This is a genomic window from Streptomyces sp. NPDC096079 (genome assembly GCF_040303145.1).
GTDB lineage: Bacteria > Actinomycetota > Actinomycetes > Streptomycetales > Streptomycetaceae > Streptomyces.
On record NZ_JBEOST010000003.1, the window covers coordinates 612,456 to 629,193 of the forward strand.

General features: G+C 74.1%; 18 protein-coding genes. 14 read left to right on the forward strand and 4 right to left on the reverse strand.

The features are described 5' to 3' along the window. The 3 genes from ABTY59_RS10255 (at position 1) to ABTY59_RS10265 (ending at position 2,661) form a co-directional block, all read left to right on the forward strand. On the forward strand, positions 1-999 hold the full coding sequence (locus ABTY59_RS10255) for an ABC transporter substrate-binding protein (protein WP_352018443.1): 999 nt from the start codon (positions 1-3) through the stop codon (positions 997-999). Positions 1,000-1,129: 130 nt separating this feature from the next. Then, a complete protein-coding gene (locus ABTY59_RS10260; RefSeq protein WP_352018444.1) occupies positions 1,130-2,176 on the forward strand; it encodes a coiled-coil domain-containing protein in 1,047 nt (348 codons plus the stop codon). Further along, positions 2,173-2,661, forward strand: a complete 489-nt coding sequence (locus ABTY59_RS10265) for a GNAT family N-acetyltransferase (protein WP_352018445.1) — start codon at positions 2,173-2,175, stop codon at positions 2,659-2,661. The genes ABTY59_RS10260 and ABTY59_RS10265 overlap by 4 nt, the downstream gene beginning before the upstream one ends. Positions 2,662-2,713: 52 nt before the next feature. Here ABTY59_RS10265 and ABTY59_RS10270 read toward each other — a convergent pair whose 3' ends face one another. Then, complete coding sequence (locus ABTY59_RS10270; protein ID WP_352018446.1) at positions 2,714-3,856, reverse strand: NADH-quinone oxidoreductase subunit D; 1,143 nt, start codon at positions 3,854-3,856, stop codon at positions 2,714-2,716. Between the two features lie 4 nt (positions 3,857-3,860). Beyond that, the gene (locus tag ABTY59_RS10275) at positions 3,861-4,895 is read right to left on the reverse strand and encodes an SAM-dependent methyltransferase (protein WP_352018447.1); all 1,035 of its coding nucleotides are present in this window, start codon (positions 4,893-4,895) and stop codon (positions 3,861-3,863) included. A 100-nt stretch (positions 4,896-4,995) separates the two neighbouring features. Here ABTY59_RS10275 and ABTY59_RS10280 point away from each other — a divergent pair, with 100 nt between their 5' ends. Both ABTY59_RS10280 and ABTY59_RS10285 read left to right on the forward strand, forming a co-directional pair. Continuing rightward, positions 4,996-6,198: a sensor histidine kinase gene (locus ABTY59_RS10280; RefSeq protein WP_352018448.1), complete on the forward strand. Its 1,203-nt coding sequence runs from the start codon at positions 4,996-4,998 to the stop codon at positions 6,196-6,198. 22 nt (positions 6,199-6,220) lie between these two features. Continuing rightward, complete coding sequence (locus ABTY59_RS10285) at positions 6,221-6,901, forward strand: response regulator (protein ID WP_352018449.1); 681 nt, start codon at positions 6,221-6,223, stop codon at positions 6,899-6,901. A gap of 9 nt (positions 6,902-6,910) precedes the next feature. On the opposite strand, the gene ABTY59_RS10290 is transcribed toward ABTY59_RS10285, so the two are convergent. After that, positions 6,911-7,999, reverse strand: a complete 1,089-nt coding sequence (locus ABTY59_RS10290) for a DUF5937 family protein (RefSeq protein ID WP_352018450.1) — start codon at positions 7,997-7,999, stop codon at positions 6,911-6,913. 132 nt (positions 8,000-8,131) lie between these two features. Between ABTY59_RS10290 and ABTY59_RS10295 the strand changes: the two genes are divergently transcribed. Next, the gene (locus ABTY59_RS10295) at positions 8,132-8,344 is read left to right on the forward strand and encodes a hypothetical protein (protein ID WP_352018451.1); all 213 of its coding nucleotides are present in this window, start codon (positions 8,132-8,134) and stop codon (positions 8,342-8,344) included. Between the two features lie 113 nt (positions 8,345-8,457). On the opposite strand, the gene ABTY59_RS10300 is transcribed toward ABTY59_RS10295, so the two are convergent. After that, positions 8,458-9,630, reverse strand: coding sequence for a threonine aldolase family protein (locus ABTY59_RS10300; protein WP_352018452.1), 1,173 nt, complete (start codon positions 9,628-9,630; stop codon positions 8,458-8,460). Positions 9,631-9,756: 126 nt separating this feature from the next. Here ABTY59_RS10300 and ABTY59_RS10305 point away from each other — a divergent pair, with 126 nt between their 5' ends. The 8 genes from ABTY59_RS10305 to ABTY59_RS10340 all read left to right on the forward strand — a co-directional run bounded on the left by ABTY59_RS10305 (position 9,757) and on the right by ABTY59_RS10340 (position 16,729). Beyond that, complete coding sequence (locus ABTY59_RS10305; protein ID WP_352018453.1) at positions 9,757-10,689, forward strand: Rossmann-like and DUF2520 domain-containing protein; 933 nt, start codon at positions 9,757-9,759, stop codon at positions 10,687-10,689. Then, complete coding sequence (gene panC, locus ABTY59_RS10310; RefSeq protein ID WP_352018454.1) at positions 10,686-11,756, forward strand: pantoate--beta-alanine ligase; 1,071 nt, start codon at positions 10,686-10,688, stop codon at positions 11,754-11,756. The genes ABTY59_RS10305 and panC overlap by 4 nt, the downstream gene beginning before the upstream one ends. Then, entirely contained in the window at positions 11,753-13,447 is a 1,695-nt protein-coding gene (locus ABTY59_RS10315) for an L-aspartate oxidase (protein WP_352018455.1), read from the forward strand. The genes panC and ABTY59_RS10315 overlap by 4 nt, the downstream gene beginning before the upstream one ends. Further along, on the forward strand, positions 13,448-14,464 hold the full coding sequence (gene nadC, locus ABTY59_RS10320) for a carboxylating nicotinate-nucleotide diphosphorylase (RefSeq protein ID WP_352018456.1): 1,017 nt from the start codon (positions 13,448-13,450) through the stop codon (positions 14,462-14,464). It abuts the gene before it with no gap. Next, positions 14,464-15,270: a type III pantothenate kinase gene (locus tag ABTY59_RS10325; RefSeq protein WP_329854665.1), complete on the forward strand. Its 807-nt coding sequence runs from the start codon at positions 14,464-14,466 to the stop codon at positions 15,268-15,270. The genes nadC and ABTY59_RS10325 overlap by 1 nt, the downstream gene beginning before the upstream one ends. Before the next feature lie 122 nt (positions 15,271-15,392). Beyond that, positions 15,393-15,974 (forward strand): hypothetical protein, encoded by a 582-nt coding sequence (locus ABTY59_RS10330; protein WP_352018520.1) that lies wholly within the window; start codon positions 15,393-15,395, stop codon positions 15,972-15,974. A 14-nt stretch (positions 15,975-15,988) separates the two neighbouring features. Continuing rightward, complete coding sequence (locus ABTY59_RS10335; protein ID WP_352018457.1) at positions 15,989-16,159, forward strand: hypothetical protein; 171 nt, start codon at positions 15,989-15,991, stop codon at positions 16,157-16,159. A gap of 150 nt (positions 16,160-16,309) precedes the next feature. Then, the gene (locus ABTY59_RS10340) at positions 16,310-16,729 is read left to right on the forward strand and encodes a BlaI/MecI/CopY family transcriptional regulator (RefSeq protein WP_352018458.1); all 420 of its coding nucleotides are present in this window, start codon (positions 16,310-16,312) and stop codon (positions 16,727-16,729) included. Positions 16,730-16,738: the final 9 nt, after the last annotated feature.

Below are 16,738 nucleotides of genomic sequence, written 5' to 3' on the forward strand. Positions count from 1 at the left end.
ATGGGTGATCTCGTGAACAGGGTCTCGCGTATCGCGGGCGCGCTGCTGGGTGCGGCGGTGCTGACCGCCGCCCTCGCCGCGTGCGGCGGGGACAGCCTGGAGGAAGGCAAGAAGAAGGAATCCGGCAGCTCCGGCGCCTCCGGTGGCGGGGAGAAGGGCTCTCTGGTGGTCGGCGCGGCGGCGTTCACCGAGGCCAAGGTCCTTGCCGAGCTGTACGCGCAGTCGCTGCGGGACGCCGGATACTCCGTGTCCATCACCACGGTGAAGAATCGCGAGCTGTACGAACCCTCGCTGGAGAAGGGCGAGATCGACGTCGTCCCGGAATACGCGGCGACGATCGCCGAATTCCTCAACGCGAAGGTGAACGGCCCGAAGGCGCCCCAGGACAAGCCGGTCGCCTCGGGCGACGCGACGGCCACCGTCGACGCGCTGCGGAAGCTCGCCGAACCGCGCGGTCTGAAGGTGCTCGCGCACGGAGAGGCGGTCGATCAGAACGCCTTCGCGGTGACGAAGGAATTCGCCGAGAAGAACAAGCTGACGACCCTTTCCGATCTCGGCCGGGCGAAGCTGAAGGTCAAGATCGCCGCCGGTGACGAATGCGCGGTGCGTCCCTTCTGCGCGCCCGGTCTGAAGAAGACGTACGGCATCGACGTGGCCGGGATCGACCCCAAGGGCGTCGGGACGCCGCAGGCCAAGCAGGCGGTCAAGGACGGGGTGGACCAGCTGGTCCTGACGACCACCACGGACGCCACGATCGACGGATACGGCCTCGTGTTCCTCACCGACGACAAGAACCTGCAGAACGCCGACAACGTGCTGCCGGTGGTCAACGCCAAGGACGCCGGTTCTCCGGAGATCGCCGCCGCGCTCGACGGCATCACCAAGGTGCTGACCACAGCGGATCTCGCCGAACTCAACCGCAAGGTGGACGCCGAGCGGGCGAAGCCGGAGGACGTCGCCAAGGAGTATCTGGAGACGAAGGGGCTGCTCAAGAAGTAGACGGCGGGGGAGGGGAGTCGGCCGGAAACGGAACCGGAACCGTCGATATCCACTTCTGGTGGCGAGAAGTGGCCAAGAGATTGCCGGGCCGACGCCCCACATGGCGCCTACGCACGGTAAATTTCAGGCCATGCCACGTGGACGCCACCGCCATTCCCCGCCTCTGCACAAGCTGCTGCCGCCCTCCGCGGTCGCCGGCACCGCGGTCGTGTGCGCCGCGGCCGCCTGGCTGCCCGGCGACCCGGTGATCGCGCGGCTGCTCGCGGCCGCGGCGGCGGCCGCCGCCGTCACCGGTGCCGTCCTCATGCGCAGTTGGGACCGGAGCGCCGGTCTGAGGGTCGCGGAGCTCGACCGGGCACGCGCCGCCGAGGTGTGGAAGGCGGAGGAGCGGACCGCCGAGCTGGAGGCCGACCTGGAGGAGTCCCGCGCGCTGCGCGCCCGGCTCGACGCCAAGCTCCGCGCCAAGCGCGTGGAGCTGGCCGGGCTGCGCGGCGAGCACGCGGACCTCCTCCGCCGGTACGCCACCGCGGAGACCGAGCGGGCCAGCGCCCTGGAAGGCCGCCGCGTCCTCGCCCTGGAGACCGGCACCACCGGCGCCAAGGCCCTGCCGGCCGCCGGCTCCACGCCCACCCCGGAGGCCTTCCGCCGCGCCGCCCAGGCCCTGCGCGACCTCCCGCGCAACGCCGCCGCCCAGCAGGCCCGCCGTACGGCCGAGGCGGCCCGCGCCCGCGACCTCGCCGAGCGCGCCCGGGAGACGGAGGAGCCGCAGGGGAAGCACGCGGCGGCCGCCGGAACCGAGCAGCACACCCGTACGGCCGCCTCTCCCGCGCTCCCCCCGGCCACGCCGGTCCCGGCGGTCCCGGTCGCGGCCGCGATCGTGCCGTACGCGGCCCGCAGGCCCGTCGTGCGCCCCGAGGGCAACTTCGACTTCTTCGGTACGCAGAAGGCCGAGGCGGCCATCGAGGCCGTGCAGAACACCGACCTCGCCGACGTCGTCGGCGAGGAGGTCCTCGAAGAGGCCCTGGCCTCCGGGGCCCCGCTGCTCACCCCGGTCGCCGCGCCGCTCGCCCCGCACGTCACTCCGCCGCGGGCGATCGGCCAGGTCATCGACCTGACCGCACATGACGAGACGGAACAGCTGGACGTCGCGGAACTGCGCGGCGCGGTGAACTCGTGACGTACCGCACGGCCCGCCTCGCGGCCGAGGAGCTCGCGGCGCGCCGTGACGAACTCCTCGCCCTGTGCGCCCAGGCCTTCTGCGGCGAGCCCTGGCACGAGCCGCCGCTCGGCGCCGTACGGACCGTGGACAGGCTGCTGGGGTCGGCCGGCGGCAGGGACGACTTCACGGCGGTGGCCGCGCTCGACGCCGAGGAGGCCCTCCTGGGGTTCTCCGCCGGCTGGACCGACACGGCCCTCTCCGGGGACGCCCCCGCCTTCGAGCTCGCCGAACTCGTCGTCGACCCGGGCCACCACGGGCGCGGCATCGGCCGCCGGCTCCACGACGAGCTGCTGCTCCGCGCGGCCCCCGGACCGGCCCTGCTCATGACCCTCGACGTCCCGGAGCTGACGGACCGCTACACGCGCTGGGGCTGGAGCGTCGTCGACCGTCAGCGGCCCGGCAGGGAGACGCGGGAGTACGTCGTGATGCGCAGGGAGCGCTGACGCCGAGCCCCCGGATGGCCCCGGCCCGGCGGCCGTTCAGTCGTCGACGACGCTACTTGTCGATGTCGCCGACGACGAAGAACAGCGAGCCCAGGATCGCCACCATGTCCGCGACCAGGGTCCCCGGCAGCAGCTCGACCAGCGCCTGGATGTTGTTGAACGAGGCCGAGCGCAGCTTCAGCCGGTACGGGGTCTTCTCGCCCTTGGACACCAGGTAGTAGCCGTTGACGCCGAGCGGGTTCTCCGTCCAGGCGTACGTGTGGCCCTCCGGCGCCTTGAGCACCTTCGGCAGCCGCTGGTTGATCGGGCCCGGCGGCACCTCGGCCATCCGGTCCAGACAGGCGTCCGCCAGGTCCAGCGAGTTGTGCGTCTGGTCGAGCAGGCACTCGAAGCGGGCGAGGCAGTCGCCCTCCTGCCGCACGGCGACCCGCAGGGTGTCCTGGAGCTCCCCGTACGCCAGGTACGGCTCGTCACGGCGCAGGTCGAAGTCGACGCCCGAGGCACGGGCGATGGGCCCGGACACCCCGTACGCGTGGACGGCCTCCGGGCTCAGGACGCCGACCCCGCGCGTACGGCCCCGGAAGATCTCGTTGCCGAGGACCAGGCGGTCGTACACGTCCATCCGCGACCGGACGTCCGCGACGGCCTGCCGGGCGCGCCCCAGCCAGCCGGCGGGCAGGTCCTCCTTGAGGCCGCCGACCCGGTTGAACATGTAGTGCATCCGGCCGCCGGAGACCTCCTCCATCACCGCCTGGAGCTCCTCGCGCTCCCGGAAGGCGTGGAAGACGGGGGTGATCCCGCCCAGTTCCAGGGGGTACGAGCCGAGGAACATCAGATGGTTGAGGACCCGGTTCAGCTCGGCGAGGAGCGTCCGCGTCCAGACCGCGCGCTCCGGGACCTCCATGCCGAGCATCCGCTCGACGGCCATGACGACGCCGAGCTCGTTGGAGAAGGCGGACAGCCAGTCGTGGCGGTTGGCCAGCATGATGATCTGCCGGTAGTCCCGCGCCTCGAAGAGCTTCTCGGCGCCCCGGTGCATGTAGCCGATCACCGGCTCGGCGTGCCGGACGACCTCGCCGTCGAGCACGAGCCGGAGCCGGAGCACACCGTGGGTGGAAGGGTGCTGCGGCCCGATGTTCAGCACCATGTCGGTGCTCTCCGCCGCGCCGCCGATGCCGACCGTCGTCTCCGTCATGCGGTCAGTATCCCCTGCCGCCTCCGCCGGCCGGGACCCGCTGCGTCAGCCACAGGAAGTCGCCGAGGCCGCCCCGCGCGGTGAGCTCGGCCGCCTCGCCGGCGGAGGCGAGCGCGCGGACGTACCCGGTGGGATCGGTCGAGGCGAGCGCGAGCGGCGGCCGCTCCCCGGACACCCCGAGCCGCGCCAGCGCCTCCCGCTGCGTGACCAGCTCGGCGCGGGGCAGCGCGCCCGGGGGCCCCGCCCCCGCACCGCCGTCCTCCCCGGGTCCCGCCGCGAGGCCGCCGCACGCGTCCAGGGCCACGTGCGACGTCACGTCGCAGGTGCCGTCCGGGACCGGGGGGACCTCGCGGCCCGCGCGGAAGCCGGTCAGGGAGCCGAAGGGCGGCCGGGAGTCCCGTACGTGCGCGTAGTCCACGGCCACCGCGCGGCCCGCCGCGACGTGGCCGACCGCCGCCGCCCAGGCCTCGTCGCGGGGCCGCCCGATCTCGGCCCGGGCGCCCGGCTCGCGCAGCGGCCACCAGCGGGCCAGCCAGTCGGCGTCCCGGCCGGTGACGGGCGAGCCGAGCCGCTCGGTGCCGTCCGGCGCGACCTCCACGTACCGGGCGGTGCCCTCCTCGTCCGCCTCGGCGACGTCCACCGGCACGTTGTCGAGCCACTCGTTCGCGAAGAGCAGCCCGCGCACCCCCTGAGGCACCCGGTCCGTCCACTCCACCCGCGGGTCGAGCCCGTCCGGGCGGGCGGCGCGCTCGACCGCGTAGGCCCGCACCCGGAGCGAGGGCCCGACGGCCGCGAGCACCGAGGCCGGCAGTTCGCCGCGGCCCGCGCCCACGTCCACCAGGTCGACCTCGTCCGTGCCCAGTTCCTCCGCGACCTCGCCGAGGAGCCGGGCCACGGCCGCCGCGAAGAGCGGGGAGGCGTGCACCGAGGTACGGAAGTGCCCCGCGGGTCCCTCGGGGCGCAGATAGAAGCCCCCGGGCCCGTACAGCGCCCGCTCCGTGGCCTCCCGCCACCCCTGCCACTGACACGTCTCATCCATCACGTGCCCCAGTCTCCACCTCGGGGAGTACGGGTCCCGCGCCAAGGATCGACCCCACGGTTGATCCCTGCACCTCTCCCTCTTCCCTACTCTGGGTGACGTGCAGAGCCTCTACGACTTCCTCCGCAGACACCCGACGGGCGTCGACGTCTTCTGGGCCGTCGTCCTCCTCGGGTTCTCCCTGCTGTGGGTGGTGTCGGCGGGTGACCTGGGGAGCGGCGCCCTCGCGTACGGCCTCGTCGCGGTGCTCTTCTCCCTGGTCGTGGCCCTGCGCCGGCGCGCACCGGAGAAGATGCTGGTGCTCGCGGTCACGCTGGGCGTCGCCCAGCTCGCCCTCGGCCTGAAACCGTTCATGGCCGACTTCGCCATGCTCGTGATCATCTTCACGGTCGCGGCGCACGACGGACCCCGCTGGGCGTCCCGGCTCGCGCTCATCGGCGGGCTGAGCGCCTCCACGCTCTCCCAGCTCAGATGGCCCCTGGAGGCCCAGAACTCCGGCGCCGCCCAGGTCTTCTTCACGATCATCATGACGGTGCCGTTCGCCCTGGCCTGGGTGCTCGGGGACTCGCTCCGCACCCGCCGCGCCTACTTCGCGCAGCTGGAGGAGCGGGCCTCCCGCCTGGAGCAGGAGCGCGAGGCCCAGGCCAAGGTCGCGGTCGCCGCCGAGCGGGCCCGGATCGCCCGCGAGCTGCACGACGTCGTCGCGCACAACGTGTCGGTGATGGTGGTGCAGGCCGACGGCGCCGCCTATGTCATGGAGTCCTCGCCGGAGACCGCCAAGCAGGCCCTGGAGACGATCTCCTCGACCGGCCGGCAGGCGCTCGCCGAGATGCGCCGCCTCCTCGGGATCCTGCGCACCGGCGAGCACCAGGAGGCCGGGGAGTACGTGCCGCAGCCCGACGTGGGGCAGATCGAGGACCTGGTGGAGCAGGTCAGGGGCGCCGGCCTCGCCGTCGACTTCGCGATCGAGGGGAGCCCGCGCCCGCTGCCGAGCGGCGTCGAGCTCACCGCGTACCGGATCGTGCAGGAGGCCCTGACCAACACGCGCAAGCACGGGGGTCCCGACGTCGGCGCCAGCGTGCGCCTCGTCTACTTCGACGACGGCCTCGGGCTGCTCGTCGAGGACGACGGCCGGGGCGCTCCGCAGGAGATGTACGAGGACGGGGGCGCCGACGGCCGGGGCCATGGTCTGATCGGTATGCGCGAGCGGGTCGGCATGGTCGGCGGCACCCTGGACGCGGGCCCGCGTCCGGGCGGCGGTTTCCGGATCAGCGCCCTGCTCCCCCTCAAGCCCGCTCATTGACGACCCCTAAGGAACTGACCTGATGTCCATCCGCGTGATGCTCGTCGACGACCAGGTGCTGCTGCGGACCGGTTTCCGCATGGTGCTCGCCGCCCAGCCGGACATGGAGGTCGTCGCGGAGGCGGGCGACGGGGTCGAGGCCCTGGAGGAGCTGCGGTCCACGGCCGTCGACGTCGTCCTGATGGATGTGCGCATGCCGAAGCTGGACGGGGTGGAGACGACCCGGCGGATCTGCTCGCAGCCGGACGCTCCGAAGGTGCTGATCCTGACGACGTTCGACCTCGACGAGTACGCGTTCTCGGGTCTGAAGGCGGGCGCGAGCGGATTCATGCTGAAGGACGTGCCGCCGGCGGAGCTGCTCGCCGCTATCCGCTCGGTGCACAGCGGCGACGCGGTGGTGGCGCCCTCGACGACGCGTCGGCTCCTGGACCGCTTCTCGCCGATGCTGCCGTCCTCGGGGAAGGAGACGCGGCCCGTCGACAAGGCGCTGGAGCGGCTGACGGACCGGGAGCGCGAGGTGATGATGCTGGTGGCGCAGGGCCTGTCGAACGGCGAGATCGCCGCCCGGCTCGTCCTCTCCGAGGCGACGGTCAAGACGCACGTGGGCCGCATCCTGACCAAGCTGGGCCTGCGCGACCGGGTCCAGGTCGTGGTCCTGGCGTACGAGTCGGGCCTGGTCCGGGCGGGCGGCGGCGGCGTCTGACCCGGCCGGCTAGCGCAGCACCGACTCCAGGAAGTCGCTGCCGAGCCGGGCGACGACGGCCACGTCGAGCTGGTGGAGCACGTACCGGCCGCGGCGCTGGGTGGTGATGAGCCCGGCCTTCTTGAGGACCGCGAGGTGGCGGGAGACCTCGGGGGCGGTGATGCTGTACGCGTCGGCCAGCTCGCTCGTCGTGCTGGAGCCGCGCGCCAGACTGCGGCACAGCCGCATCCGCATGGGATGGGCGACGGCCTCCAGACGCAGCTTGACCGCCTCCACGGAGGCCGCGCCGCCGAGGTCGCGGGCGGGGATCGGGTACTGGATGACGGGCTGCCAGCCCGGCGTGTAGAGGGCGAACAGGTGCGGCCAGCCGAAGGCCGTGGGCAGGAACGTCACGGCGGAGCCCTCGGCGCTCGTCCGCCCCTGCACCAGCTTGTCGACGACGATCCGGGTGCCCTGCGCGTCCTCCTCCAGGCACATCGCGGCGGAGACGTCGGCGACGGCCTCGGCGAGGCCCTTGCGGCGCATCAGCTCGGTCTTGTGGCGGGCGTCGGCGGCGAGCTGGATCCGGACGCGGCGCCAGGTGTCCGCGAAGAAGGCCTCGTCGCAGTCCTCCAGGAGCCGCCGGACCCACGCGCGCGTGCCGGGCGGGTCGGTCAGCATCCGCTCCACGAACGCGGCCTGGCGCGGTCCGCGCGCGGCCGCCAGGTCCTGGGCGCGGCGGCGCATCCCCGCGTCCACGAGCGGGGAGGGTGCGCCGTCCGTGTACTTGCTGTTGCAGGAGATCTCCAGGGCCGAGCCCACGAACTGCTCGTCGTCCATGCGGTCGAGGTCGTCCAGCTCCTCCGCCAGGGTCTCCCGGGGCCGCGAGGGGAGCAGGATGTCGGAGCGGGTGGAGTTCCACATGAAGTCGGCCTCGTGGAGCCGGTCGGCGAGTTCCGGCTTCAGGGCCGCCGTGGTCGTGGTGGTCCAGGCGTGCAGCCGGGGGTGGTGCGCGGGCTCGGCCAGGGCGTGCAGGGCGGCGCCCAGCTCGGCCAGCGGCGAGGGGCAGAAGGTGATCCGCTCGTGCGGCAGTCCGGTGATGTCGATGGTCACGCTCACCCGTCCATGGTGCGGGGTGCCGCGGGGGAGCTGTCGTCCCGTTTGACGGGGGGCGTCAATCGACGGGCCCCGGATTGACGGGGGTGGTCAATCAGAGGGCCGGAGCGCGGCGGCGCGGCGCACGGTGAGGACATGAACGCGCTGCACCAGTACCTCTTCGACACCTACCGGGCCACCTCGCTGGGCGAGTCGCCGCCGCCGGCGCCCGGTACCCATGACGTCGCCGTCCTCCGGGCCGTCCGCGACCGGCGCCGCTTCGAGCGGGTGGTGGCGGGCCGCCGTGCCGGCGGCGGGCTGCGCCTCCGGCTCCGCACGGCCCTGCGCCGCCACCGGCCCTCCTTCTGAACCCCCCCGGGGCTTCCGGCAGCCCGCCGTCACCCGCGGGCCCCAGGGGTTTCCCGGCGCCCCCCGGCGCCCCCGGCCCCCCGGCGCCCCCCGGCTTCACCCGAGGCGCCCCGTCACCCCTCGACGCGCGCCAGGAAGTCCCGTACCGCCTCCTTCACGTCCTGCGCCGTCCACGCGAGACCGGGCTCCGTGACCGTCAGCTCCGTCACGGCCACCCCCGGCGGGCCGCCCGCGCCCGGGGAGAACCAGCGGCGGAAGAACGCGATGCCGGTGTCCTCGGTCTGGGCGAGCGCCGCCGCCGTCAGGGCCTCCGGGTCGTACGGCAGCCAGACCTGGAACTGGTGGGTGTGCGGGGTCTCCGGGTGGACCCGGGACCAGCCGGTGCCCGCCTCGGCGAAGGCCTCCCGGATCGCGTCGGCCACCACGCGCGCGTGGGCCGCGTACGAGGGCAGCCGGGGCAGCTCGACGTCCAGGCCCCGGAGCGCGGACAGCGCCGCCGGATAGTTCTGGGCGACCAGGCCGCCGTACCGGTGGCGCCAGACCCTGGCCTCCTCCATGACGTCCTCGGGACCGGCGAGCGCGGCCCCGGACAGGCCGCCGAGGGACTTGTAGAACGACACGTACACGCTGTCGGCGAGCCCCGCGATCTCCGGGAGCCCGCGGCCGAGCAGCGTGGTGCTCTCCCACAGCCGGGCGCCGTCGAAGTGGACCACGGCGTCCCGCTCGCGGGCCGCCGCCACCACCTCGGTCAGCTCCTCCCAGGACGGCAGGACGAAGCCGGCGTCCCGCAGCGGCAGCTCCAGCATCAGCGCGCCGAAGGGCTCCGGGTGGTCCCGCACCTCCTCTGCGGTGGGCAGCCGGGGCTCGTCGGTCAGGTGGACGGTACGGAGACCGGAGACGGCCCCGAGCGCCCCGCCCTCGTGGACCTCGGGGTGGGCCAGCGGATGGAGGGCGACGACGGGATTCCCGGTGCGCCCGGCCCAGCAGCGCAGCGCCACCTGCTGCGCCATGGTGCCGGTCGGGAAGAACACGGCGGCGGGCAGCCCGAGCTCCTCGGCGACGCGCCGCTCCAGCAGCTCCACGAGCCCGTTCCCGTACATGTCGACCGGGGCCTCCGCGTGGCCCGCGGCCTCCGCCCAGGCGAGCAGCTCGCGCAGCCGCCCGCCGACCGTGCCGTCCACCGAGGTGTCCCACAGCCGGCGCTCGGCGCCGCCCCACACCTTCGCCCGGTGGAGCCGGGCCGCTTCCTCGTCCGCAGGGGTCTCCGCGGGATTCACAGGATTCATGGGCCGATCATCACACCACCGCCCACACCCTGTGGACAGCCCACGGAGCGCCGCGAAACGCTGGCGTAGCATGACCAGAAATCGTCCGGTACCCGCCGAGGACTGGAACGGAAGGCCGTCCCCACCGTGAACGCACCAGCAGCGCCAGAGCCCAGGGCATCGGAGCCCCGGGCCGAGGACCGACCCGCCCGGCTCACCGTCGGGGTCGTCGGCGCCGGCCGTGTGGGCCCCGCCCTCGCCGCCTCGCTCCGGCTCGCCGGGCACCGCCCCGTCGCCGTCTCGGCGGTCTCCGACGCCTCCCGGCGCCGGGCCGCGGAGCTCCTGCCCGACGTCCCCGTCGTCGAGCCCGCCCGTGTCCTCGCCCTCGCCGACCTGGTCCTGCTGACCGTGCCGGACGACGCGCTGCCGGGCCTCGTCGAGGGCCTCGCCGACACCGGAGCCGTACGTCCGGGCCAGCTGCTCGTGCACACCTCCGGGCGCTACGGGGCAAAGGTCCTCGACCCCGCCCGCCGGGCCGGCGCCCTGCCGCTCGCCCTGCACCCCGCCATGACCTTCACCGGCACCGCCGTCGACGTCCAGCGGCTCGCCGGCTGCTCCTTCGGGGTCACCGCGCCCGAGGAGCTGCGGCTGGCCGCCGAGGCCCTCGTCATCGAGATGGGCGGCGAGCCCGAGTGGATCGCGGAGGAGGCCCGGCCGCTCTACCACGCGGCCCTGGCCCTCGGCGCGAACCACCTGGTCACCCTGGTGGCGCAGTCGATGGAGCTGCTCCACAAGGCCGGGGTCGCCGCCCCCGACCGCATGCTGGGCCCGCTCCTGGGCGCCGCCCTGGACAACGCCCTGCGGTCCGGGGACGCCGCGCTCACCGGGCCCGTCGCGCGCGGTGACGCCGGCACGGTCGCCGCCCACGTCGCCGAGCTGCGCAAGCACGCGCCCGGCACCGTCGCCGGCTATCTGGCGATGGCCCGCACGACCGCCGACCGGGCGCTCGCGCACGGCCTGCTCAAGCCCGAGCTGGCCGAGGATCTGCTGGGCGTGCTCGCCGAGGGAGACCCCCGATGAACGTCACTCCTGTCACGCCCGCGCGCGCCGACGCGGCCGCGCCCGCCGGCGGCACGCCCTTCGCGCCCGTCCGCACCGCGCGGGAGCTGCGCGCCCTGGCCGGCGCGGGCACCGGCCCGCGGGCCGTGGTCATGACCATGGGCGCCCTCCACGAGGGGCACGCCACGCTGATCCGCACCGCCCGCGAGCGGGTCGGGCCGGACGGCACGGTCGTCGTCACCGTCTTCGTCAACCCGCTGCAGTTCGGTGCGGGCGAGGACCTCGACCGCTACCCCCGGACCCTCGACGCCGACCTGGAGCTGGCCCGCGCCGCGGGCGCGAGCGCGGTCTTCGCGCCCTCCGCGGACGAGGTCTACCCGGGCGGCGAGCCGCAGGTCCGGATCACCGCGGGCCCCATGGGCGAGCGCCTCGAAGGCGCCTCCCGGCCCGGCCACTTCGACGGCATGCTGACCGTCGTCGCCAAGCTGCTCCATCTGACCACGCCCGACCTGGCCTTCTTCGGCCAGAAGGACGCCCAGCAGCTGGCCCTGATCCGCCGCATGGCCCGCGACCTGAACTTCCCCGTCGAGATCGTCGGCGTGGAGACCGTCCGGGAGAGCGACGGCCTCGCCCTGTCCAGCCGCAACCGCTACCTGTCGGACGGGGAGCGCAGGACGGCCCTGGCGCTGTCCCGCGCGCTGTTCGCGGGACGGGAGCGGCTCGCCGCCCAGGAGGCGCTGCGCGCGCGTGCCGCCTCGCTGCCGGGCGCCCAGGAGCGGGCCGAGAACCGTGCGGAGGGCCTGTCCCGGCTCGGCGAGGCCCGGGCCGCCGCCGACGCCCACGCGGTCGCACAGGCCGCCGAGGGCGGTCGCGCCGAGGCCGTGCGGGCCGCGGCCCGCGCCGTCCTGGACGAGGCGGCCAAGGCCGAGCCGCCGCTGACCCTGGACTACCTGGCCCTCGTGGACCCCGCCGACTTCACCGAGGTCGCCGACGGCCACGACGGGGAGGCGGTCCTCGCCGTCGCCGCGCGCGTCGGGAGCACGCGGCTCATCGACAACACCCCCCTGACCTTCGGAGCCGCCAAGTGACCGGAATACGGCTGCACGCGCCCGCCCCGGGCTGGGCCATCGACGCCGACGTCGTCGTGGTCGGCTCCGGGGTCGCCGGCCTCACCGCCGCCCTGCGCTGCACCGCCGCCGGACTCCGTACGGTGGTGGTCACCAAGGCCCGCCTCGACGACGGCTCCACCCGCTGGGCCCAGGGCGGCATCGCGGCCGCCCTCGGCGAGGGCGACACCCCCGAGCAGCACCTCGACGACACGCTCGTCGCCGGTGCCGGGCTGTGCGACGAGCGGGCCGTGCGGGCCCTGGTCACGGAGGGCCCGGACGCCGTCCGCCGGCTGATCTCCACCGGCGCCGACTTCGACAGGACCTCCGACGGCGAGATCGCGCTGACCCGGGAGGGCGGCCACCACCGCCGCCGGATCGCCCACGCCGGCGGGGACGCCACCGGCGCCGAGATCTCCCGCGCCCTGGTCGAGGCGATACGGGACGGGGGCGTGCGCTTCATCGAGCACGCCCTCGTCCTGGACCTCCTGACCGACGCGGAGGGCCGCGCGGCGGGCGTGACCCTGCACGTCATGGGCGAGGGCCAGCACGACGGCGTCGGAGCCGTCCACGCGCCCGCGGTGGTCCTGGCCACCGGCGGCATGGGCCAGGTCTTCTCCGCCACCACCAACCCGGGCGTCTCGACCGGCGACGGCGTCGCGCTCGCGCTGCGCGCCGGGGCCGAGGTCTCCGACCTGGAGTTCGTCCAGTTCCACCCCACGGTGCTCTTCCTCGGGGCCGGCGCCGAGGGCCAGCAGCCGCTGGTCTCCGAGGCGGTACGGGGCGAGGGCGCCCATCTGGTCGACGCCGGCGGCGTCCGCTTCATGCTCGGGCAGCACGAGCTGGCCGAGCTCGCGCCCCGGGACATCGTCGCCAAGGCGATCACGCGCCGGATGCAGGAGCAGGACACCGACCACATGTACCTCGACGGCCGTCACTTCGGCGCCGAGATGTGGGCCGAGCGGTTCCCGACGATCCTGGCGGCCTGCCGCGCCCACGGCATCGACCCGGTGACGGAGCCGATCCCGGTCGCCCCCGCCGCCCACTACGCCTCCGGCGGCGTCCGTACGGACCTGCGCGGCCGGACCACCGTGCCGGGCCTGTACGCGTGCGGGGAGGTCGCCTGCACGGGCGTCCACGGCGCGAACCGGCTCGCCTCGAACTCGCTCCTGGAGGGCCTGGTCTTCGCCGAGCGGATCGCCGAGGACATCACGGCGGCCGGCCCGCGCGCGGCGGGCGTCCCGGTGCCTCCCCCGGCCCCGGTGCCCCTGCCGCTGCCCGTGGCCGGCGCCCGGACCCGGATCCAGCGGATCATGACGGCCGGCGCGGGCGTGCTCCGCTCGGAGTCCAGCCTGCGGGAGGCCGCCGAGGCCCTCGAAGCCCTGCACAGCGACGCCGTGGCGGGCGGCGACGACGACACCAAGGCGGGCGAGCCGGGCGTGGACGCCTGGGAGACCACGAACCTGCTGTGCGTCGCCCGGGTCCTGGTCGCCGCGGCCCGCCGCCGCGAGGAGACCCGCGGCTGCCACTGGCGCGAGGACCACCCCGACCGCGACGACGCGCGATGGCGCAAGCACCTCGTCGTCCACCTCACCCCGGGGCGGACCCTGGAGGTCCGCACCACCGACACCTTCGACTTTCCCCCCACCCTCGACGCAACCAGGGAGCCGTAAGTGAGCACGCCCGAGGAAGCCCGTCCCGAGCCCGTGGACGTCCCTCTCATCCAGATCAACACGGTCTCCTCCGAAGAGGCCGGCGGCTGTGGCGACGGCTGTGGCTGCGGCGGCGAGGAGTTCGAGTGCGGGCTCGACCCCGCCCTCGCGCAGCTGCTCGCGGACGCCGGTCTCGACCCCGTCCAGGTCGAGGACATCGCGCACCTCGCGATCGCCGAGGACCTCGACGGCGGGGTCGACGTCACGACCGTGGCGACCGTCCCCGAGGACGCCGTCGCCACCGCCGACTTCACCGCCCGCGAGGCCGGTGTCGTGGCCGGTCTGCGGGTCGCCGAGGCCGTCCTGTCGATCGTCTGCACGGACGAGTTCGAGGTCGAGCGGCACGTCGAGGACGGCGAGCGGGTCGAGGCCGGGCAGGTGCTCCTCAGCGTCACCGCCCGCACCCGCGACCTGCTGACCGGCGAGCGCAGCGCGCTCAACATCCTGTGCCGCCTCTCCGGCATCGCCACCGCCACGCGCGCGTGGGCGGACGTCCTGGAGGGCACGGGGGCGAAGGTCCGCGACACCCGCAAGACGACTCCGGGCCTGCGCGCCCTGGAGAAGTACGCGGTCCGCTGCGGCGGTGGCGTCAACCACCGCATGTCGCTCTCCGACGCGGCCCTGGTGAAGGACAACCACGTGGTGGCGGCCGGTGGCGTCGCCGAGGCCTTCAAGGCCGTCCGCGAGCTGTTCCCCGAGGTGCCGATCGAGGTCGAGGTCGACACGATGCACCAGGTCCGCGAGGTCCTGGACGCGGGCGCCGACCTGATCCTGCTCGACAACTTCACCCCGATCGAGACGGAGGAGGCCGTCGCGCTGGTCGCCGGCCGCGCCGTCCTGGAGTCCTCGGGCCGGCTGACCCTGGAGAACGCGGCGGCGTACGCGTCGACCGGCGTCGACTACCTGGCGGTCGGCGGCCTCACCCACTCCTCCCCGATCCTCGACATCGGCCTCGACCTGCGCGAGGTGCGGGCCTGATGCTGCTCACCATCGACGTCGGCAACACGCACACGGTGCTCGGTCTCTTCGACGGCGAGGAGATCGTCGAGCACTGGCGGATCTCCACGGACCCGAGCCGTACCGCCGACGAGATGGCGGTCCTGCTCCAGGGCCTCATGGGCATGCACCCGCTGCTCGGCGTCGAGCTGAGCGACGGCATCGAGGGGATCGCCATCTGCGCGACGGTCCCCTCGGTGCTGCACGAGCTGCGCGAGGTCACCCGCCGGTACTACGGGGACGTGCCGGCGGTCCTGGTGGAGCCGGGTGTGAAGACGGGCGTGCCGATCCTCACGGACAACCCCAAGGAGGTCGGCGCCGACCGCATCATCAACGCGGTCGCGGCCGTCGAGCTGTACGGCGGTCCGGCGATCGTCGTGGACTTCGGCACGGCGACGACGTACGACGCGATCACCGCGCGCGGGGAGTACGCGGGCGGGGCGATCGCGCCGGGCATCGAGATCTCGGTCGAGGCCCTGGGCGTCAGGGGTGCCATGCTCCGCAAGATCGAGCTGGCCCGCCCGCGCAGCGTGATCGGCAAGAACACGGTCGAGGCCATGCAGTCGGGCATCGTCTTCGGGTACGCGGGCCAGGTCGACGGCGTCGTGGCCCGGATGAAGCGGGAACTGGTCGGGCCGAAGGGCGACCCCTCGGACGTGACGGTGATCGCGACGGGCGGCCTGGCGCCGATGGTCCTCGCCGACTCGAAGGAGATAGACGAGCACGAGCCCTGGCTGACCCTGATCGGACTGCGTCTGGTGTACGAGCGGAACGTCTCCCGCATGTAGGGGCCATCGTCCGGGCGACCGGGGATGATCGTCCCGGCGCGCCGAAATGATCGCTAAGGGGAAATTGTCCGATTAGCGCGTATCGTCGGCCCATGCCCACGCCATACGGATCCCGCGGCGGCATGGCGTTCAGCACGGACGAGCTGCGTGTGCTCCGCCGCGCCCTTGCCATCGCCCTCCACCCTGCCCCCCTCCAGGACGAGGACGTCCAGGACTGCCTGCGCCTGGCCGAGTCCGTGGACGAGGCGGTCCGCGAGGCCGGCCGGCTGCGCGCCTTCCTCCTCGACGACCTGGCCCGCTACCGCGAGGCGCTGCCCGGGTCCCTCGGCGGGTACCTGGAGCTCCTCCGGGACGCGCTGGCCGCCGGCTACGACCCCGCCGCCGACGACCTCGCCGCCCTGCGCGCGCTGCGCCGCAACCCGGCCGCCGCCCAGCTGCTGGCCCGCTGCCAGGTCCTCGCCGAGCGTTCCGTACGCGCGCGCCTGGCCCGCGTCTCCCAGGCCACCGCCTCCACGGCCGCCCTCGTGCCCGCCGCCTCCCGGGCCCGGCTGCTCGCCCTGCCCGGCGGACGCTCGGCGGGCGACGAGCCCAAGCCGACCCCGCCCGCCCCCACCGAGCGCCCGGTGCCCAAGCCCTCCGAGGTGTTCCCGCCACGCCGACGCCCGGTTCCCCCGCCCCCGCCCGAGGACCGGGTCGCCGGATAGCTACTCTGGACGGCATGGACTACGTATCCGCGCTCCTGCCCCCCATCGTGATGGCCGCGTTCTTCATCGCCCTCGTCACCGTGATCGTCAAGAGCCAGGGCGGCCCGAACAAGGCCAAGGAGGACGCGGTCGTGGACGCCGCCCTCGCCCGCGCCGAGGCCGCCCGCCAGGCGGACGGCTCCTAGCTTCGCGGGGGCGCGTACGGCCCCGTGCCGTACGACCCCGTTCCGTACCGCAGTGCCAAGGGTGTGCGACCGCTTCCGGTCGTGCACCCTTTTCGTCGTTCCTGGGCGGCAATAGCCCTTTATTGCCGTTTCTCCCACTAGGGTGGCAGGGTGCCCCGCCCCCTGGGAGAACTCGAAGACGCGGTCATGACGCGCGTCTGGCAATGGAACCGTCCGGTCACCGTCCGGGAAGTCCTGGAAGACCTTCAGCAGGAACGGTCCATCGCCTACACCACCGTCATGACCGTCATGGACAATCTCCATCAGAAGGGCTGGGTGCGCCGCGAGGTCGAAGGCCGCGCCTATCGATATACGGCGGTCTCCACCCGCGCCGCCTACTCGGCGGCCCTGATGAACGAGGCCTGGGCGCAGAGCGACAACCCCGCCGCCGCGCTCGTCGCCTTCTTCGGCATGATGTCGCCGGAACAGCGCGAGTCGCTGAACGACGCCATCCGGATCGTCCAGCGCGACAACCCGCTGCCCGCCGCCCCGCGGGAGGCCGAGGGTGACGGAGGGGCACCCCGCCCGTAGCGATAGCGT

Bases quoted from the DNA above. Each gene is read 5' to 3' on its own strand.
- ABTY59_RS10255 (WP_352018443.1), top strand. From the start codon at position 1: ATGGGTGATCTCGTGAACAGGGTCTCGCGTATCGCGGGCGCGCTGCTG.
- ABTY59_RS10260 (WP_352018444.1), top strand. From the start codon at position 1,130: ATGCCACGTGGACGCCACCGCCATTCCCCGCCTCTGCACAAGCTGCTG.
- ABTY59_RS10270 (WP_352018446.1), bottom strand. From the start codon at position 3,856: ATGACGGAGACGACGGTCGGCATCGGCGGCGCGGCGGAGAGCACCGAC.
- ABTY59_RS10275 (WP_352018447.1), bottom strand. From the start codon at position 4,895: ATGGATGAGACGTGTCAGTGGCAGGGGTGGCGGGAGGCCACGGAGCGG.
- ABTY59_RS10285 (WP_352018449.1), top strand. From the start codon at position 6,221: ATGTCCATCCGCGTGATGCTCGTCGACGACCAGGTGCTGCTGCGGACC.
- ABTY59_RS10295 (WP_352018451.1), top strand. From the start codon at position 8,132: ATGAACGCGCTGCACCAGTACCTCTTCGACACCTACCGGGCCACCTCG.
- ABTY59_RS10300 (WP_352018452.1), bottom strand. From the start codon at position 9,630: ATGAATCCTGTGAATCCCGCGGAGACCCCTGCGGACGAGGAAGCGGCC.
- panC (WP_352018454.1), top strand. From the start codon at position 10,686: ATGAACGTCACTCCTGTCACGCCCGCGCGCGCCGACGCGGCCGCGCCC.
- ABTY59_RS10325 (WP_329854665.1), top strand. From the start codon at position 14,464: ATGCTGCTCACCATCGACGTCGGCAACACGCACACGGTGCTCGGTCTC.
- ABTY59_RS10330 (WP_352018520.1), top strand. From the start codon at position 15,393: ATGGCGTTCAGCACGGACGAGCTGCGTGTGCTCCGCCGCGCCCTTGCC.
- ABTY59_RS10335 (WP_352018457.1), top strand. From the start codon at position 15,989: ATGGACTACGTATCCGCGCTCCTGCCCCCCATCGTGATGGCCGCGTTC.